Here is a 15,540-nt window from a genome sequence, read left to right on the forward strand (position 1 = left end):
GAAGTTGGTTTGCTAAGTGCTGCTATTGTACCCCTTGAGTCCTTAACAGGCTGTAAGCTCAACCACTTTACGGTCATTTCGGCTGATGGAGTTTCTCTTTCCTGACAGAAGCCAAAACCAGTGGTACACTACCGCTACGGTGAGTTGGTCAGATTGATGGCAGGGATCCCTCATTTCTATTGGCGTTGGGCTAGGTGGGCTACACCGGCTCTGTGGGCGTTGCTGCTGTCGCCTGCTCCTATGGCTTGGGCTTCTGCTCTGGAGGTGCCTCAATTTGATCTGAGTGTTGTCCGCTCTCGTTCTTTGCCGTGGCGGCACCCGCTCCCTTGGCCAGAGATAGGGGATCCCAACCCATCTGAAGCTGAGGTCGAGGCGGCGGAGCATCTTTTCTTGGAGTTCACCCTCGAAGAGAGCAACGCCGCCATTGCCCTGTTCGGGTGTGATTGCCCAGCCCATATCAACCAACTGCGACGACTGCGCGGCCTGCCCTTGCTGTGAACGGGGGAGAGCTGACGGCCCCTCTGAACAGCACAGTTTGTATATTGCTAAGGCTGAGGTTCTCCCCCTGCTCAGTAGCCTGCTTCCGCGCTTCAGTTCGCGGATGGTCTACATAGCTCTGAGCCGGTGGAGTTTTGTCAGGCAGGGAGGCAAGCTGTCCCTGGGCATAAATCCAGTCAGGGCGTTGTGGGGATTGGCACAAGACAAGGGCTAAGCGGAGGGATCCGGTAGGGGCCTACGGTCTACCGGTTGCGGCTCCTCTTGAGGGGTGAGGGTTTTCAGTTCTGGCAGCGCCGTTCCTGCCGGCGCGTCAGCAGCAGGGCTCTCGGCAAAGTTGCCCGGCAACGGTGTCGGCGAGCTGGAGCCGGCGCGGTTCAGCTCCTGCAGAGCAGCTTGGGCCGGCTGAAACTGGGGATCCAGTTCCAGGCAGCGCTGCAAACTGGCCTGGGCCGCCTCCCGCTGGCCGGCCTGTAGTTGGATTAGCGCCAAGGTATGCCAGAAGGCGGGCCGCTGCGGCTCCAGTTCTGTGGCCCGTTGGGCGTCGGCTAGAGCCAGCTCCAATTTCCCCAGCTTCAGGGCCTCCCAGGCGCGGTTGTTGAGGGCCACCGCGTCTTCTGGGGTGAGCTGCAAAACCCGCGAGTAGGCCTCCACCGCTTTTTCTGCCTCTTTCAGGTCGCCATACACTAGCCCTAAGGCAAACCAGCCCCAGGGATCCCGTTCGTTGAGGCGGGTCATCTGTTGGGCGGCAGCAAGGGCTTCTTCCAACCGGCCCAAGCGCCGCAGGCTGGTGATCTGGCCAAACCAGCAGGCAAAGCTGCCGGGACGCTGTTGCACCAGGCGCCGGAACTGCTCCAGGCTGGCTTCGTATTGCCCCAGCTCCTGCTGGGCCACCGCCAGGGCGTAGCGAGCCGGGAAGTCCTCTGGCCGGATTTTCAGGGCTTCCTCGAAGTGAATGCAAGCCTCCCTCAGGTAGCCCAATTTCTGGAAGGCCACGCCGCGGGCATACCAGCTTTTGGGGTTGTCGGCGTCGTAGCGCAGAGCACGTTCCAGGGCCTTGCTGGCCAGCCGATACTGCCCCAGGCGCAGCAGAGCCACCCCTAGGTTGTGGAGCGTAATGGGATCCCGGCGGCGCAGCCGCAGCGAGCGCTTGTAACACTCGATGGCCGAGCGCAGCCGCTGGCAGTGGAACAGGGCATTGCCTTGGTAGCGCCAGACCCGGCCACTTCTGGGGTTGAGCTTCAGGACGCGGGCAAAGCTGGCCGCCGCCGAGCTGGGCCGCCGCAGCCGCCGCAGCACGATCCCACGCGCCAGCCAGGTGCGGGGCTGTTGGGGGTTGTAGCGCAGCGCCTTGTTCAGGCTGTTGAGGGCCAGCTTGGGCCGCTTCAGTTGCATGAGGCGAATGCCGCGATTGTGCCAGGCCAAGGCATCTTCGGGGTTGCTCTCCAGCACCTTGTCGTAGTTGACCACCGCCGCTTTGTACTGGCCCAGGCGCCCCAAAATCAGGGCCAGGCGCAGCCGCGTCTCCTCGTCGTAGGGGTTGATGCTCAGGGATCCGTTGTAGCTGTCCACCGCCTCGCGGTAGCGGGCCAACTGCACCAGCACATCGCCGCGCCGGCTCCAGGCCAGGGCAAAGTTGGGATCCATGTTCAAGGCACGGTCGTAGGCGGCCAGCGCCTCGCTCAGGTTGCCCCGCTTGCGCCACTCCTCGGCCCGCTCAAATTGAATGTCGGCGCTGTTCCACTGAAACAGCCGCTGAATAAATTGCAAAATGGCAATCTTGCGTGCTCCTTCCTCCGGCGTGGCAGAGGGCATTTCGCCGGTGGCAATGCGCAGGATGGCCATTTGAATGGCCCGCAAAAAGGCCTGGAACCCCCGCACCTCCTCATCTTCAGGGAGTTCCTCGCGGCGACGGTATTGCAGCCGAAATCGCTGCAGATCCCCGGGGGCGGGAAAGCTGGGATCCAAAAAGTGCATCAGCTCCCGGGCCCGGTACTCGAACAGCACCGGATCCTCATCGGAGCCGCTAAAGTCCAGCAGCGGCGCTTCTGCCAGGGGGCGGGGCAGCTCGGCGGGCGTGTGCAGCAGCGTCAGCAGGCGCTGGTTCTGCCGGGGCGGGGCGTGGGAGAAGCCGCTGTAGAGCTCATCTCTGGGCCAGGGATTGGCGACAAACTCCGGCGAGGCCACCACCCCGACCCAGCGGCACTGTTCGATGGCCAGTTGCAGCTCCAGCCGGCGGTCGTCTCCTGGCTGTAGCATCCAGCGGTCAAACCAGACCTTGAAGCCCTCCCGATCCAGCCGCTCCGCCAACTGCCGCGCCCAACGGGCCTGGGCCCGGTGGTAACGCAAGAAGAGGTCGAACTTGTAATGCTCGGAAGACATGAACGCCCGCTCGCTGCTCTTTTCCAGCTTATCTTTGCCACCGCCTCGGCGGCTTGGGGCATTGCCCTTCCCCGGCTGGGGGATAAGGCACCAAGTTTCTGTCAACCCTTTTGCCGTTTGCGCCAGCGGGACGGAGTCCTTCGATGGCCAGACCAAGATCGGCGATAGTTGAGGAAGGGTTGGTCAGGAGGGGGAGATGGTAAGCGGAGCGCTGGCGATTGGGGCTGCAATTGGCTTGGTGGTTTTGCTGTTGGAAGCGATTCGCTATCGCCGCTGGGGATCCCTTCGCCGTTGGCAGCCGGCAGTGGGGCTGGGCTTGGCAGCCTTGGCGGCGCTGGGGGCAGGGCTGGGACAGTTGTCGGAGCCGATCCCGCTAGCGGTGTTGCTGGGGGGACTGGTGGGGTTGGGTCTGCTGGGCTTGAGCGGCTGCGGGCGGGCCGGGCAGGGGCTGGCGGTGCTGCTGCTCAGCTTGGCCAGCGTGTGGGGCCTAGCCCGCGGTGCTTTCGAGGAATCTGAGGCGGGAGCTGCTTTTTCTCTGCTGCTGTGGGGCTGCGGCCTGGGGATGGGCTTGGTGGGGATCCCGTTGCTGGGCTGCTTGGCCGAGGCGGAGATGCTGTCTGTGCTGATGGGTCTGGGCCAGGGCTGGAGCGGCATCGCCGCCTTGACCTGGGGATCCCGCCTGCTGGAGATGGGCTCCCCCCAAGATCTCCCTTGGTCGGTGCTGCTGCCGGTGGGGCTGGCTGCCCTCAGCCTGGTGGCGGGCACGCTGCCCCTGCTGATCCTCCCCGTTCCCGCCAGCGGGACGGAGTCCTCGCGCGACAGCGAGGTGGGCTCCAACCGGCTGCTGTCGGCCCTGGGGCACGGTGTGGGATGGCTGGTGGCGACGGCGCTGGCTTTGGCCCTGGTGCGCAACGGGCTGTACCAGGATCCCTTTTGGGCGCTGCTGTACGGGGCGGGGGTGCTGCTCTCGTGGGCTCTGCTGGCTTTGGAGGGCGGGATCCCGGCACCCGAGGGGAAAGAGGCCTTGCTCTGGCGGGCCTGTGTGAGCCTGACGCTGGTAGGCGGTGGGGCGCTGCTGGCGCTGCGGCTGGGGGGATCCTACGGGGCGGCGCTGCTGGGGCTGGGGTGTCTGGCTTTTCCCAGCCGCTGGGGGGCAATGGCCGCCCTGTTTTTGTCGGCCCAACCCCTGCTGCAAAACCTGCTGCACCAGTTCAACCTGCAGGTGGCCGGGATCGACCTCACCCAGCCCTATGTGGCGGCGGCGCTGTACCTGGGCATGGCGAGCATGGGGCTGGCAGCGCTTGTCCACTGGGTGTACGGGCAAGACAGGCCGCTGCCGACGGGGATCGGCCTGACGCTGGCCAGCCTGCTCCTGCCGCTGGGGGTGGGCTATTTCGTCCACGCCCAGCCGCAGGCGGCCTTCTTGCTGGCAGCCTTGATCACCGCCTTGATCTTGGCAGCGCTGCAGCCCATAGCCCTAAACCAAGAAAGGGGAAGGGCACCTTGGACAGGGACCCAAGCTTTGGGCCTGGCTATGCTTGCCATTTTGGGCTCCAACCTCAGCCGCAACTGGACGGTGACGGGGTTCTATGCCACCCGCCTGGAGCGGGCCCTGGTGCTGGTGGTTCTCGTCGGGATCCTGGTTCTCTGCCTCTTGCTTGGGCAGGGCTGGCGCCTGTGGCAGTCCAGGACTGCATCCCGCTAAATGCCCACCCTCGCCTGTTGGGGCTCCCAGACCGTGAAACCTGTTCCTCTCGGCACCCGCGGCACCTGGCAAGGGATCCCCGGCCCCGAGCAAACGGCAGAGGCCCTGGGCAACCCCGGCGTGAGGGTGATCGGATCCCCGGCGCTGTTGGCGCTGATCGAGCGGTGCGGCCACAACACCTTGCAGCCCTTCTACGAGGGGGAAGAAGCCGTCGTCGGGATCCGCTTTGCCCTGGAACACTGCTCGGCAGCCGTGGTCGGGGATCCTCTACACGTTCAGGTTGAGGTTGTGCAAGCGGTGGGAAGGCGCATTGAATTTCAGGTGAAGATCACGCAGCAGGGGCGCTTGGTCATGCAGGGATCCTATACCTGTCAGGTGGTCGATTTGCCCCGTTTTCTGGCTCGCTATGGGCTGGCCTGAGGTCATCCAGCGCCTGGCAGGGCTGTTGCTGGTCACGGGGTTGGGGCTGTTTTTGTTCTGGCCACAACAGCTCCTGCTGCGCTACCGCAAGCCTTGGCAGGGCCCCCTCGCCTGGGTTGGGGAATGGCGCGGGTGGAGGGGCTTGGCTCTGCGGGGCAGCCGTCGGGGTTGGGAATGGCGCTGCGGGTCCCTATACGTTCGCGGGCATTGGCCAGCCTGGGTGGGCTGCCGTCTCTCCTTTGCCGACTGGCCTCGCTTCTGGCCCCTTCTGAGGCGGTTGGCCGAGGGGATCCAGATCCAGTCCTGGCGAGGCGGCCTGGAAATCGGCTTTGCCGACCCGGCCTTGACGGGGCAGTGCCTAGGGCTTTTGGCAACCCTCCCCCCCTCGCTGGCTTGCCACCTGCGCTTGACCTTCGCCCACACCGGCTGGCACGGACAGGGATCCCTGCTGCTTTGCTTTCGCGCCTGGCGAGTGCTGGGGCCGGCCTTGGAATTGGCATGGCTCATCCTGCGCAGCAGCCGCTCGAGGATCCGATAGAACTCGTCAGCCCTCTCTTGGGCTCTTGCAGCAGCCCAACTACCAGTCATCATCGATGTCTAGAATTTTCCCGGCTCTGCCATCGATTTTGACCTCAATGTCGTTGGCAAACCCCACCTTCCAAACCCAGCGCCCATTCTCCCGCTCCAGTTCGACTTCTTCAACGGAAGCAGCGGGAACAACTAAGCGAGCAATCCAATAGTTTCTTCATCGATTGCTGAGACAGAAGACTGGGCAAAAACTGGCTCTGGGCCGGTCTTGAGGCCAGCCAGCGGGTTGCCGACCAGCATCGCAATCATCAAACCTAGATAGATAACAGCAGGTTTTAGAGAAGTAGGGGAGCTCGAGGGGCAATAATCCCCTCAATAAATATATTGAGGGGAGGATGCCATCAATTTCAGGTTCAACCCTCTGAGAACCGGATGGTCTCACGTCGGCCTGGGCAGGTTTTGCAGCGCAGGATCCCCAGGGCAGCGGATCCCTTCTCATCTAGAGCCACCTCTGCTGGGGATGCGACAGCTCAGCCTTAAAGGGCTCTCCAAGGCAAAAGCAGGGTGAAGGAAAAAACCGGTTGCCACCCCCCAGGCAAATCTCAACCCTGCGGAGCAAACCCCTGCTAGACTGTTGAATTAAATACACAACCTAAAAAGCCGGCCAATAGCTGGCTGGTCTTCTAGCTCAAACCCTTCAGGTTGAGCGCTCGGTCGTCTTCAGTGGGGAGAAGATATCGTGGCAACAGGGGCCTATGCACTGGTGGATAGCCTGCATCGACATGGGGTGCAGCACATTTTCGGCTATCCAGGAGGAGCGATCTTGCCCATCTACGACGAGCTGTACAAGGCCGAATCCCAAGGGCTACTCAAACATTTCCTAGTCCGCCACGAACAGGCCGCTGCCCATGCTGCCGATGGCTACGCCCGCGCTACCGGCAAGGTGGGGGTGTGCTTTGCCACCTCGGGGCCGGGGGCAACCAATTTGGTGACAGGCATCGCCAACGCCATAATGGACTCTGTGCCTCTGGTGGCCATTACTGGCCAGGTGCCCCGCCATTTGATTGGTACTGATGGCTTTCAGGAGACTGACATTTTTGGCATCACCCTGCCCATTGTCAAACACTCCTACGTGGTGCGCGACCCCCGGCAGATGGCCCGGATTGTGGCCGAGGCCTTCCACATCGCCAGCACGGGGCGACCCGGTCCAGTGTTGATCGACATCCCCAAAGATGTGGGCCTGGAAGAGTTCGACTACCAGCCGGTCAGCGAGGTCAATATCCCCGGCTACCGGCCCACGGTGCGGGGGAACCCGCGCCAGATCCACGCGGCGGCCAAGCTGATCCTGCAGGCCAAGCGGCCCCTGCTCTACGTGGGGGGCGGGGCCATCATCTCGGGTGCCCATGCCGAGATTGCCGAGCTGGCCCACACCTATCAGATCCCGGTGACCACCACCCTCATGGGCAAAGGGGCCTTCGATGAGAACGATCCCCTCTCGGTGGGGATGCTGGGCATGCACGGCACCGCCTACGCCAACTTCGCCGTTACCGAGTGCGACCTGCTGATTGCCGTGGGGGCCCGCTTTGACGACCGCGTAACCGGCAAGCTGGACGAATTTGCCAAGCACGCCAAGGTTATCCACATTGATATCGACCCGGCAGAAGTGGGCAAAAACCGCACTCCGGACGTGCCGATTGTGGGAGATGTGCGCACCGTCCTGGTGGAGCTGTTGGCGCAACTGAGCAAAATGCCCCACACCCCTGGCCAGACGCAGGCTTGGCTGGAGCGGATCGAGCGCTGGAAACGGGACTACCCCCTGCAGGTGCCCCGCTATGAGGGCGTGATCGCCCCGCAGCAGGTGATCGATGCCTTTCGTCGCCATGCTCCCCACGCCTACTACACCACCGATGTCGGTCAGCACCAAATGTGGGCGGCGCAGTTTCTGCGTAACGGGCCGCGCCAGTGGATCTCCAGTTCTGGCCTGGGCACCATGGGCTACGGTTTCCCGGCGGCCATGGGGGTCAAAGTGGCCCTGCCCCACGCCGAGGTGATCTGCATCAGCGGCGACGCCAGCTTCCAGATGAACATGCAGGAGCTGGGCACGGTGGCCCAGTACGGCATTGCCACCAAGGTGGCCATCATCAACAACGGCTGGCAGGGCATGGTGCGGCAGTGGCAGCAGGCCTTCCACGGCGAGCGCTACTCCCACTCGGATATGACTCCGGGCATGCCGGATTTCGTCAAGCTGGCTGAAGCCTTTGGCGTCAAGGGCATGCGCGTCGATCACCCCGATCAAGTGGACGACGCCATCCAAGAGATGCTGCGCCACGAGGGGCCGGTGGTGGTCGATTTTGTGGTCAAGCGGGACGAGAACTGCTACCCGATGGTGCCCGCCGGCAAAGCCAACTACCAGATGATCGGCCTGCCGGAAAAGCGGCAACTGGAGCAAGCCGCCGAGCTGATTTACTGCCCCAATTGCGGCACCAAAAACCCCAGCCTGCACAAGTTCTGCGCCGAGTGCGGCACCAAGCTCTAGAACCGGCAGGGCTGGCCATCAGGGCAGGGAAGTTGGGATCCCTTCGCAACAAGGCCCGCCCTCGGCAGCGGAAAGTCCGCAGGGATGCCGATGATGGCTATTTCAAACTGCAGTCGTTTCAAACCCGATTGAAGAAAACACTTCCCGAGCGCCCCTCTGCTGCGACCAACCCCAGCCCATCGTCCAAGAGGAAGGGGGGGAGTGAGGCTCAAGTAGTCGGAAATTCTTTTTTCCACGCGGTGCGGGTGGAAGTTGCCAAAAGGTTCCGGCCTTACCCAATGGTCAGAGGGGCCGGTAGACACGGTAGTTGAGGTTGGGGAAGATGTTGTCCATGTATTCCACCTTGGCCAGCCACTGCTCGTCTTCAGGGGTGGCTTTTTCTCGCCGAAACTGGCCGGCTTGGATCTTCTCGTAGAGGTGATTGAAGCGCAGCAGGTGGGATTTGGTGCGGCGTACCGCATAGGGAACCATCGTCCCCGTGCGCATGATGAAGGCCCAGTCGGAAGATTGGGCCAGGAGCAATTCCCGCGCCGCCTGGTTCAGGGCCCGCCACTCCAGGTCATCGGCAGGCTCGCGGCGGCTCAGCTCGATCATCCGCTCGGTAGCCTTGTGCAGGTGGGGGTAGATCCAGGCGTTGGTGGGGTTGAGCCAGTACTCGTGGAAGCCGCGCGCCCCCCAACTGGACTGGGCAGGTTTGCACACCTGGTGGGTGGGGTTCTCCCGCAAGTACTCCGCCAGGTGAGTCATGCGATAGGTATTTTGGTCGAAGTAGCTCTTGCGAATGAGGAAATCCAAAAACCAGGGGCCCTCATACCACCAATGGCCGAACAGCTCGGCATCATAAGGGGCCACCACCAGCGGCGGACGCCCCATGACGCTGTACAAATACTCGATCTGCCGCTGGCGGTTGAACATGAAGTTGCCCGCATGTTCTGCCGCCTTCTCCCTGGCCCAGTAGGGATCGTAAAGTTGCTTCTGTCCCAGATCGAGGTTGCGCCCCGTGATGCGGTGGTACTTGATGCCGGTGTTTTTCCGCTGGCCGTTGGGCATGATGTAGGGCTTGATGTACTCGTAGTCGGCCTCGTACCCCAGGTCTTTGTAGAACTCGCGATAGACGGGATCCCCAGGGTAGCCCACCTCCGCTGACCACACCTGCTGCGAAGACTCGTGATCCCGACCGAAGACGGCAACGCCAGTCTCGGTGAAGATGGGGGCGTACATGCCGTAGCGGGGCCGCGGCTTGGCATAGAGCAAACCGTGGGCGTCGGTGATCATGTAGCGCAGGCCGGCATCGGCGATCATCCGCTCCAGCCCCTGGTAGTAGGCGCACTCCGGCAGCCAGATCCCTCTTGGCCATTGGCCAAAGTGTTCGTTGTAGTGCTCGCAGGCCACGATAAGTTGGGCCCATACCGCCTGCGGGTACATCTGCATCAAGGGCAGGTAGCCGTGGGTAGCCGCGCAGGTAATGATCTCCAGGTTGCCGCTGTCTTGAAACTGTTTGAAGGCCCGCACCAGATCCCGGTCGTAGCGCTCCCAGAGATCGCGCACCATGGCAAATTGCTTGATGTAGTGCTCGGCCAGGTAGCGAATGTGGCCGTTGGTGGCGTTCTTGTCGTATTCCAGTTGGGCCAGCTCTTCCAACTTGGTTAGGTAGTGGTCGTAGCGCTCCTGCAGCAAGGGATCCCGCAGCATCGACACCAAGGGCGGCGTCAGGGACATGGTGAAGCGAAAGTCGATGCCATCTCGCCGCAGCCCCTCGAACATGTGCAGCAGCGGGACATAGGTCTCGGTGATGGCTTCGTAGAGCCATTCTTCTTCCAGCACGAAGTCCTGCTCAGGGTGGCGCACAAAGGGCAGGTGTGCGTGGAGTACCAAGGCGAGATAGCCCATCATAGCGGCCAGGGATCCTCAGGTAGGAGAAGATAACCGAGCAAGCTCCCCTTCCCCGGCAATAAATCTGTAGGGAAGGTTAAGAGCGGCATTGCTACCTATCGTCCAGCATTTCCCCCTTGTGGTCAAGGGCTGGGATCGCTGGGGATCGCTCAGCGGTGGCGAATGAACTCGTAGATCTCCAGGTATTCTTTGCCGGGGTAGTTCCAGGAGTAGTCGTAGCTCATGCCCTGGACTTGCAGTTGGCGAAACTGGTCGGGAGCGGTGTACCACAGGTCGATGGCCCGATCCAGCGCCGACTCCAGAGCCGCGCGATCCGTGTGGTAGAACACGTAGCCATTGCGCTGCTCCGGCAATTTGCGAGTGTCGTAATCGCGGTCGAAAACGGTATCCACCAGGCCGCCCACGCCCCTCACCACCGGAACCGTGCCGTACTTGAGGCCGATCATCTGGGTAAGGCCGCAGGGCTCGTAGTGGCTGGGCACCACAAGGATGTCTGCCCCCGCATAGATGAGGTGGGAAAGTTCTTCGTTGAAGCCCAGCTCGATGTGAACATCGGGGTTGTCGTTGAGGTAGCGTTTCTCATGGGCAAACCAGGCGCCGATCCCCGGCTCCGTGGCGGATCCCAGCAGCACGAATTGGGCATTTTTAAACAGGGAGCGGTAGATGGCATGATGCACCAGATGCACGCCTTTTTGCTCGTCCAGCCGCCCAATATAGGCCACAATGGGCTTATCAACATCTTGTAGCCATAGCTGATCCCGCAGTGCTTTTTTGTTTTTGGCCTTGTTTTCCAAAGTTTGCGCCGTGTAGTGAAAAGGAATAAAGCGATCGATCTCAGGGTTCCAAATATCGTAGTCGATGCCATTCAAGACGCCGCGAAACTTGTGCTGGTGCAAGTAAAGAGTGTGTCCCAGTCCATAGTTGTAATTACCAAATCGCGCTTCCAGGGCATGGGTGGGGGAAACGGTGGTCACGAAGTTGGAAAAGACGATCCCGCCCTTCATAAAGTTGAGGGCAAAGGGGTTAAAGTTATCTCGCAGGCGGTCGTAATGAAAGTAATAGGGCTCCCGGTTGAGGCCGGTGGCCCAGAGGATTTCCGGGCCGCCAAAGCCTTGGTGTTTAAAGTTGTGGATGGTGTAGCATACCCGCTGGTTTTCCATGCCGTGGTACTTGTAAATCTCAAAGAGCAGCACCGGCACCAATCCTGTCTGCCAATCGTGACAATGAATGATATCGGGGCGCTTATTGCTTTTGAGAAGAAACTCCAGAGCCGCCTTGCTGAAAAAAGCAAAACGCATGTTGTCATCCGGGCAGCCGTAATAACACCCGCGATTGAAGAAGTTATCGCCCGAGTGGGGCTCAATAAAAAAGCAAAGGCGGCCATGCACCCAGCCGCAGTACACCGAGCAGTGAATGGCTCCCCCGTACCAGGGCACCCAGAGATCGCGATAGGCGTCGTGCAAACCCCAGATCTGGTCGTAGCGCATCGTGTCGTACTTGGGCAAAACCAGCTCGACACAGTGCCCCCGCACTTCCAGCTCTCGGCTGAGGCCGTACACCACATCCCCCAGCCCCCCCGCCTTGATGACCGGGGCACATTCCGACGCAATCTGCACGATGTACATTTCGCGCTCTCCCGTAGCACCGCCTTACTTTTCTTCACAAAAGATAATCTCTTTTCTTTTGGCTTCTACAGCCCATCCCCCGCCTCAGCGAAAAGGGATCCCTGTCCGGGGATCCCTTCCTTGCCTAACAGGTGGCTAGCTCAATCTCTGGCTGCGCTGCCTACGGGTTTGGCTGGCGGCTCAGGCATCTGCCTGGGATCGCTCAATACCACTGCTGGGCATAGAGGCGCTGCACCAGATAGAACACGAACAGGGGCACATCGACGCGACGCTCGTCGATCATAAAAGACTCAATGGTGCTGGCCGGGGATCCTTCAATAGCGCAGCGGAAGAACTTGGGCCCATTGAGGGATCCCTCGGCAAAGAGGACGCTAAACTGCTTTTTGCCGCCGGCAAACGAGCCAATCAGCGTCTTGCCCTCCAGCCGCAGTTGCAGATCGGTGACGCCGCGTTTCTGAAAAGCGGCGATGGTTGCCGGGATCACATCTTCTGCAATGAGTTGCTCGAAAGGCTTCTCTTCCTTGGCTGGTTTTTTTGCTGCGGCTTTGGGCGAGGCTTGGGCAGTGTCAGTCTCCTTGGGAGCAGGGTTGGCGGCCTCAACCCGGGCCGGCTTTTCGACAGCGGTTTCCTGGGCGGGGGTAGGTTCTCCAGACATGGGCTGATACTCCGATAACAGGTCAACGATTGGCGTGCGGGCTGGCAGGCCCAGAGTCAGGGATGGAAGAGAGGCTAACCTTTGGGGATGTACTGGCCGACAATTTCTTCAGCAGGGATCTGGGGGAAGCCCATGCTGTAGTTGGGGGTACGCCCCTGCAGGTTGTAGGCAATTTCCCCTTGCTTGAGGAGAGAGCGAATGAAGTGTTCCAGGTCAGAGCCGATGCGCCGCAGGTTGTACTCAGTCAGATCCCGGCCCCTGTACTCTTCTACCAATTCCTCAAAACGAGCATAGACCTTCTGCAAGGCGGCATCGTTCCAGACCAGCTCGTTGTCGGGATCCACATCGAGGGTGAGCAGATCGTCGCGAGGCACAAAGTGGTTATCGGCGGTCACCTCGCCAGCAAAGATGTGAACGTGGCGGGTGGTGCATTTCAGCATGGCTGTCGCTCCGGTCGAGATCCTACGCCTTTCTTCAAGGTATCATTCCTGGCGCCGAGGTGGGATCCCTTGTCGTCCAGATCCCAGAAAGTTGCCCAGGCCAATCTCCCCACCCAACAATTCTGGGGAGAAGCGGGATCCCTCTGGCACAGAAGAAGCCTAAAAGTACGGCTGTCGGCTGCGTAGCCGGTGTTACTGGAAAAATTTAAAAAGCCGGACTACCTTCCCCAGGGAAACCTAAGCTTGTTTATGAGATAACCCATGGTTGTTCTAGGCAGACTGGATCAAATCAGCGATATTCTGCTTCATCCTACTGCAAATCACATCAAGGGGCAGGTCGTTCGGATCCCGTCCAAAGGGGTTCTCAATTTCAATGCCGATCTCCTCGACGCCAAACAGCATAAAGGCCAGCAGCCCGACAATGGGGCCGGTCATCCAGCCCAATCTCTCCACCATCTGAAAAGGCAAAGACAAACAATACAGCAGCAACAACTGCTTCAAATGTAAGGCGTAGGCCATGGGCGTTGGGGTCATGAGAATGCGCTCGCAGGCGCCCAGGACATCGACCATGTTATTGAGCCGCTCCACCATGATCGTTAGCTGATAGACTTCAACGCGGCCTTTTTGGTATTGGCGCTGTAGGTAGTCTCCAATCCAAAAGGCAATTTGCAAGGAGGGATGGTTGAGGTTTTTAAGACGTTGCAACTGCTCTGGGCTGAGGAGGGTCTGAAGCTCATCTGGCAAAAATTCTTGGCGCAGATGTTGCTTCATGGCGATGGCAAAAGCAGGCAGGAGATAGAGGATTTTGATTTTTTCTTCCCGATCGTCTGGCTGCTTCTCTTCAATGGCTACCCAAATCAAGCGGGCTAAGTTGCGCACGTTGCTCACCACGCATCCCCAAGCTTTTCGCCCCTCCCAAAACCGCTCGTAGGCAGTGTTTGTCCGAAACACCAGCATCAAGCCAAAAACGATGTTGGGCACGAACGCCACCAACGAGGACAGCGCTATGGGCAACCACAGCTTGTAGAGAACGGAAACCAGCACTCCCAGGAGACCACAGATGAGGGTGCGAGGCAGCACTGCCGGCACAACCGATCCGTGCAACTGCAGGGCCAAGCGAAACCAACGCAACCCATTTCCCGATAGATACTGGCGAATCCTGGTGTGGCGTCGGCAAGCCTGCCCCCTGATCCTACTACCGTCATGGCAACGGTTGTTGACCGAAACCTTGGCGGCGCAGGCCCCCCTCTTCCCCGCCGTATACGGGGGGATGAATCCCTTGACCTGACGGGGCAACTTCCAGGGTCTCAGGAGTCATTTCAAGCTAGTTTAAGAGGTTCTCTTTGCTCTCCTCAGGTTGAGAGGCAGGGATCCAGAAGTTGCTCTGCAGCAGAGGGGCGCCAGTGGGGGATTCGCTCCCGCCTGCCGGTTCGAGGGTAATCCAAAGGCGGGTCGGCTGCTGTGAATGGGTGGGCTGGCTGAGCCATTGCAGGGATCCCTCGGCGTTGACGGTGAAGGTGCCGGCGCTTTCCAGGCGCTGCCCAGCCGACTCCAGCCACAGTTGGTAGGTGGTTCCCGGGGGGGCAGGGGGCATTTCTGAAGCCAAGAGCAACACCTGCTTGGCGCGGGGCGACCAGAGAGCTTGTACCAACAGGGGGTTGCGGAAGCTGGGGTCGCGCAGAAGGGTTCGCCGTACCTGCGGTTGTCGTTGCCACTCCTGATAGAGCCGTTGAATGGCTACCGACTCCCCCTGCCAGCGCAGCCGCCAGTAGGCTGCTGTTATGGCCACTGCGTAGATCCCTAACCCTACTAAGCTGCCCCAGAGGAGGCGCCGCGGCCACCAAGGAGGTGCGACCCGGATGGAGGCAGGGGCGGGCAACCAGCTCCAGCGCCGCAAGCGTTCTTGGGCTTGAAAGGCCGTCAACTCGTAAAGCCACAGGGCCACCGAGCGATCCCGCTGCAGGTCAAAGGCCTCCGCATGTTTCCAGCAGAACTCAAACACCTGGCGCACCACCTCTTCGGCCTGGTGAGGCTGCTTGAGAGTGGACAGCGCGATCTCCAGCAAGCGCTTTTGGTAGCGATCCTTAAGTAAAAAGTGGCTGCGGCGATCCCGCAGTTGGATCTGGCGCATCAGCTCGAAATCGGTCGGCTCCGCCATAGCCCCCCATCTGCTGCGCCTGTCCAGCCCGGCTTTGGGTCAAGCGGTAGCGCCAGGCCGGTAGCTTTTTCAAAAATATACATCAGCCCTGGATCCAGCTCACCGGCAAGCCGGCTTCATTTTGTTGCGGCTGGTGCAGATGCCGGCCGTGCAATTTGCGGTATCCGCTTTTACTCGCACCTATCTCCTACAAAACGAGGAGCCGACCCAAGACACCATTTTTTCAGTGCAGATGCCCTCAGGCGGCATCTTTCTCGACCACCTTCTCCGCTTCTACCTTCAGGGACTCCGTCCCGCTGACGCGATCGGCACCGGCGGTGGGCTCGTCATCGCTGCTGGGGTTGTTCATCTCTTGCTTGAAGCTGCGCAACGCTTTGCCGAAGGCGCTGCCCAACTCCGGCAGCTTCTTGGGGCCGAACACGACCACTGCAATTATCCCAATCACGGCCAGCTCTGGCAGGCCCATGCCGAAGATGCTCACGGCCAGGATAGGTTCGCTCGACAGCAGGATAGCCATAAGTCCCCAAAACCCCAAAAATAGAACAAGCCAACCAACCTCGCTGGCAAGGAGGGGAATTATCCCCTCCCAACTCTAGCAGGTTTTCCCGGGGGCAGAAAGGTTTGGCTGCTACTGCCATGGCTCTGGAATCCATCAGAACCTCCGGGGTACTCCCGCCACAGCGCAGCTTGGCGGGATGGAGGA

The 15,540-nt window shown here is 60.7% G+C and carries 14 protein-coding genes; 5 read left to right on the top strand and 9 right to left on the bottom strand.

Annotated features, from left to right (window positions below; translation table 11 throughout):
* Nucleotides 1-240: 240 nt before the first annotated feature.
* The gene (locus GG26_RS12465) at nt 241-498 is read left to right on the top strand and encodes a hypothetical protein (protein WP_049749773.1); all 258 of its coding nucleotides are present in this window, start codon (nt 241-243) and stop codon (nt 496-498) included.
* 210 nt (nt 499-708) lie between these two features.
* On the opposite strand, the gene GG26_RS12470 is transcribed toward GG26_RS12465, so the two are convergent.
* A complete protein-coding gene (locus tag GG26_RS12470) occupies nt 709-2,877 on the bottom strand; it encodes a toll/interleukin-1 receptor domain-containing protein (protein WP_041438461.1) in 2,169 nt (722 codons plus the stop codon).
* Between the two features lie 196 nt (nt 2,878-3,073).
* Between GG26_RS12470 and GG26_RS12475 the strand changes: the two genes are divergently transcribed.
* From GG26_RS12475 to GG26_RS12485, 3 genes are read left to right on the top strand one after another with little or no spacing between them, the layout of a single operon-like run.
* Nucleotides 3,074-4,582, top strand: coding sequence for a hypothetical protein (locus GG26_RS12475; protein ID WP_011430892.1), 1,509 nt, complete (start codon nt 3,074-3,076; stop codon nt 4,580-4,582).
* Between the two features lie 33 nt (nt 4,583-4,615).
* Nucleotides 4,616-5,002, top strand: a complete 387-nt coding sequence (locus tag GG26_RS12480) for a thioesterase family protein (protein WP_099813344.1) — start codon at nt 4,616-4,618, stop codon at nt 5,000-5,002.
* Nucleotides 4,989-5,540 (top strand): hypothetical protein, encoded by a 552-nt coding sequence (locus tag GG26_RS12485; RefSeq protein ID WP_011430890.1) that lies wholly within the window; start codon nt 4,989-4,991, stop codon nt 5,538-5,540. The genes GG26_RS12480 and GG26_RS12485 overlap by 14 nt, the downstream gene beginning before the upstream one ends.
* 39 nt (nt 5,541-5,579) lie before the next feature.
* Here the strand turns inward: GG26_RS12485 and GG26_RS12490 are convergent, their stop codons facing one another.
* The gene (locus tag GG26_RS12490) at nt 5,580-5,735 is read right to left on the bottom strand and encodes a PepSY domain-containing protein (RefSeq protein WP_346426067.1); all 156 of its coding nucleotides are present in this window, start codon (nt 5,733-5,735) and stop codon (nt 5,580-5,582) included.
* A 534-nt stretch (nt 5,736-6,269) separates the two neighbouring features.
* Here GG26_RS12490 and ilvB point away from each other — a divergent pair.
* On the top strand, nt 6,270-8,066 hold the full coding sequence (ilvB, locus tag GG26_RS12495; RefSeq protein ID WP_011430887.1) for a biosynthetic-type acetolactate synthase large subunit: 1,797 nt from the start codon (nt 6,270-6,272) through the stop codon (nt 8,064-8,066).
* Between the two features lie 282 nt (nt 8,067-8,348).
* Here ilvB and GG26_RS12500 read toward each other — a convergent pair whose 3' ends face one another.
* The 7 genes from GG26_RS12500 to tatA all read right to left on the bottom strand — a co-directional run bounded on the left by GG26_RS12500 (nt 8,349) and on the right by tatA (nt 15,354).
* Nucleotides 8,349-9,956 (bottom strand): glycoside hydrolase family 57 protein, encoded by a 1,608-nt coding sequence (locus GG26_RS12500; RefSeq protein ID WP_011430886.1) that lies wholly within the window; start codon nt 9,954-9,956, stop codon nt 8,349-8,351.
* 152 nt (nt 9,957-10,108) lie between these two features.
* On the bottom strand, nt 10,109-11,584 hold the full coding sequence (gene glgA / locus GG26_RS12505; RefSeq protein ID WP_011430885.1) for a glycogen synthase GlgA: 1,476 nt from the start codon (nt 11,582-11,584) through the stop codon (nt 10,109-10,111).
* Between the two features lie 202 nt (nt 11,585-11,786).
* Entirely contained in the window at nt 11,787-12,239 is a 453-nt protein-coding gene (locus GG26_RS12510; protein WP_099813003.1) for a DUF2996 domain-containing protein, read from the bottom strand.
* Between the two features lie 74 nt (nt 12,240-12,313).
* Nucleotides 12,314-12,679, bottom strand: coding sequence for an NAD(P)H-quinone oxidoreductase subunit M (locus tag GG26_RS12515; RefSeq protein WP_011430883.1), 366 nt, complete (start codon nt 12,677-12,679; stop codon nt 12,314-12,316).
* A 270-nt stretch (nt 12,680-12,949) separates the two neighbouring features.
* Nucleotides 12,950-13,810, bottom strand: coding sequence for a bestrophin family protein (locus GG26_RS12520; RefSeq protein WP_414390938.1), 861 nt, complete (start codon nt 13,808-13,810; stop codon nt 12,950-12,952).
* 193 nt (nt 13,811-14,003) lie between these two features.
* On the bottom strand, nt 14,004-14,837 hold the full coding sequence (locus tag GG26_RS12525) for an anti-sigma factor domain-containing protein (RefSeq protein WP_011430880.1): 834 nt from the start codon (nt 14,835-14,837) through the stop codon (nt 14,004-14,006).
* A gap of 238 nt (nt 14,838-15,075) precedes the next feature.
* On the bottom strand, nt 15,076-15,354 hold the full coding sequence (gene tatA / locus GG26_RS12530; RefSeq protein WP_011430879.1) for a twin-arginine translocase TatA/TatE family subunit: 279 nt from the start codon (nt 15,352-15,354) through the stop codon (nt 15,076-15,078).
* Nucleotides 15,355-15,540 lie beyond the last annotated feature (186 nt).

Source organism: Synechococcus sp. 'PEA 65AY6A-5F PE A', assembly GCF_047462575.1.
Classification (GTDB): Bacteria; Cyanobacteriota; Cyanobacteriia; order Thermostichales; family Thermostichaceae; genus Thermostichus.

What these genes read in the sequence shown, in the direction of transcription:
- tatA (WP_011430879.1), bottom strand. Translation starts at nt 15,354, where the DNA reads ATGGCTATCCTGCTGTCGAGCGAACCTATCCTGGCCGTGAGCATCTTC.
- GG26_RS12515 (WP_011430883.1), bottom strand. Translation starts at nt 12,679, where the DNA reads ATGCTGAAATGCACCACCCGCCACGTTCACATCTTTGCTGGCGAGGTG.
- GG26_RS12485 (WP_011430890.1), top strand. Translation starts at nt 4,989, where the DNA reads ATGGGCTGGCCTGAGGTCATCCAGCGCCTGGCAGGGCTGTTGCTGGTC.
- GG26_RS12465 (WP_049749773.1), top strand. Translation starts at nt 241, where the DNA reads ATGGCTTGGGCTTCTGCTCTGGAGGTGCCTCAATTTGATCTGAGTGTT.
- GG26_RS12470 (WP_041438461.1), bottom strand. Translation starts at nt 2,877, where the DNA reads ATGTCTTCCGAGCATTACAAGTTCGACCTCTTCTTGCGTTACCACCGG.
- GG26_RS12510 (WP_099813003.1), bottom strand. Translation starts at nt 12,239, where the DNA reads ATGTCTGGAGAACCTACCCCCGCCCAGGAAACCGCTGTCGAAAAGCCG.
- GG26_RS12500 (WP_011430886.1), bottom strand. Translation starts at nt 9,956, where the DNA reads ATGGGCTATCTCGCCTTGGTACTCCACGCACACCTGCCCTTTGTGCGC.
- glgA (WP_011430885.1), bottom strand. Translation starts at nt 11,584, where the DNA reads ATGTACATCGTGCAGATTGCGTCGGAATGTGCCCCGGTCATCAAGGCG.
- GG26_RS12475 (WP_011430892.1), top strand. Translation starts at nt 3,074, where the DNA reads ATGGTAAGCGGAGCGCTGGCGATTGGGGCTGCAATTGGCTTGGTGGTT.
- GG26_RS12525 (WP_011430880.1), bottom strand. Translation starts at nt 14,837, where the DNA reads ATGGCGGAGCCGACCGATTTCGAGCTGATGCGCCAGATCCAACTGCGG.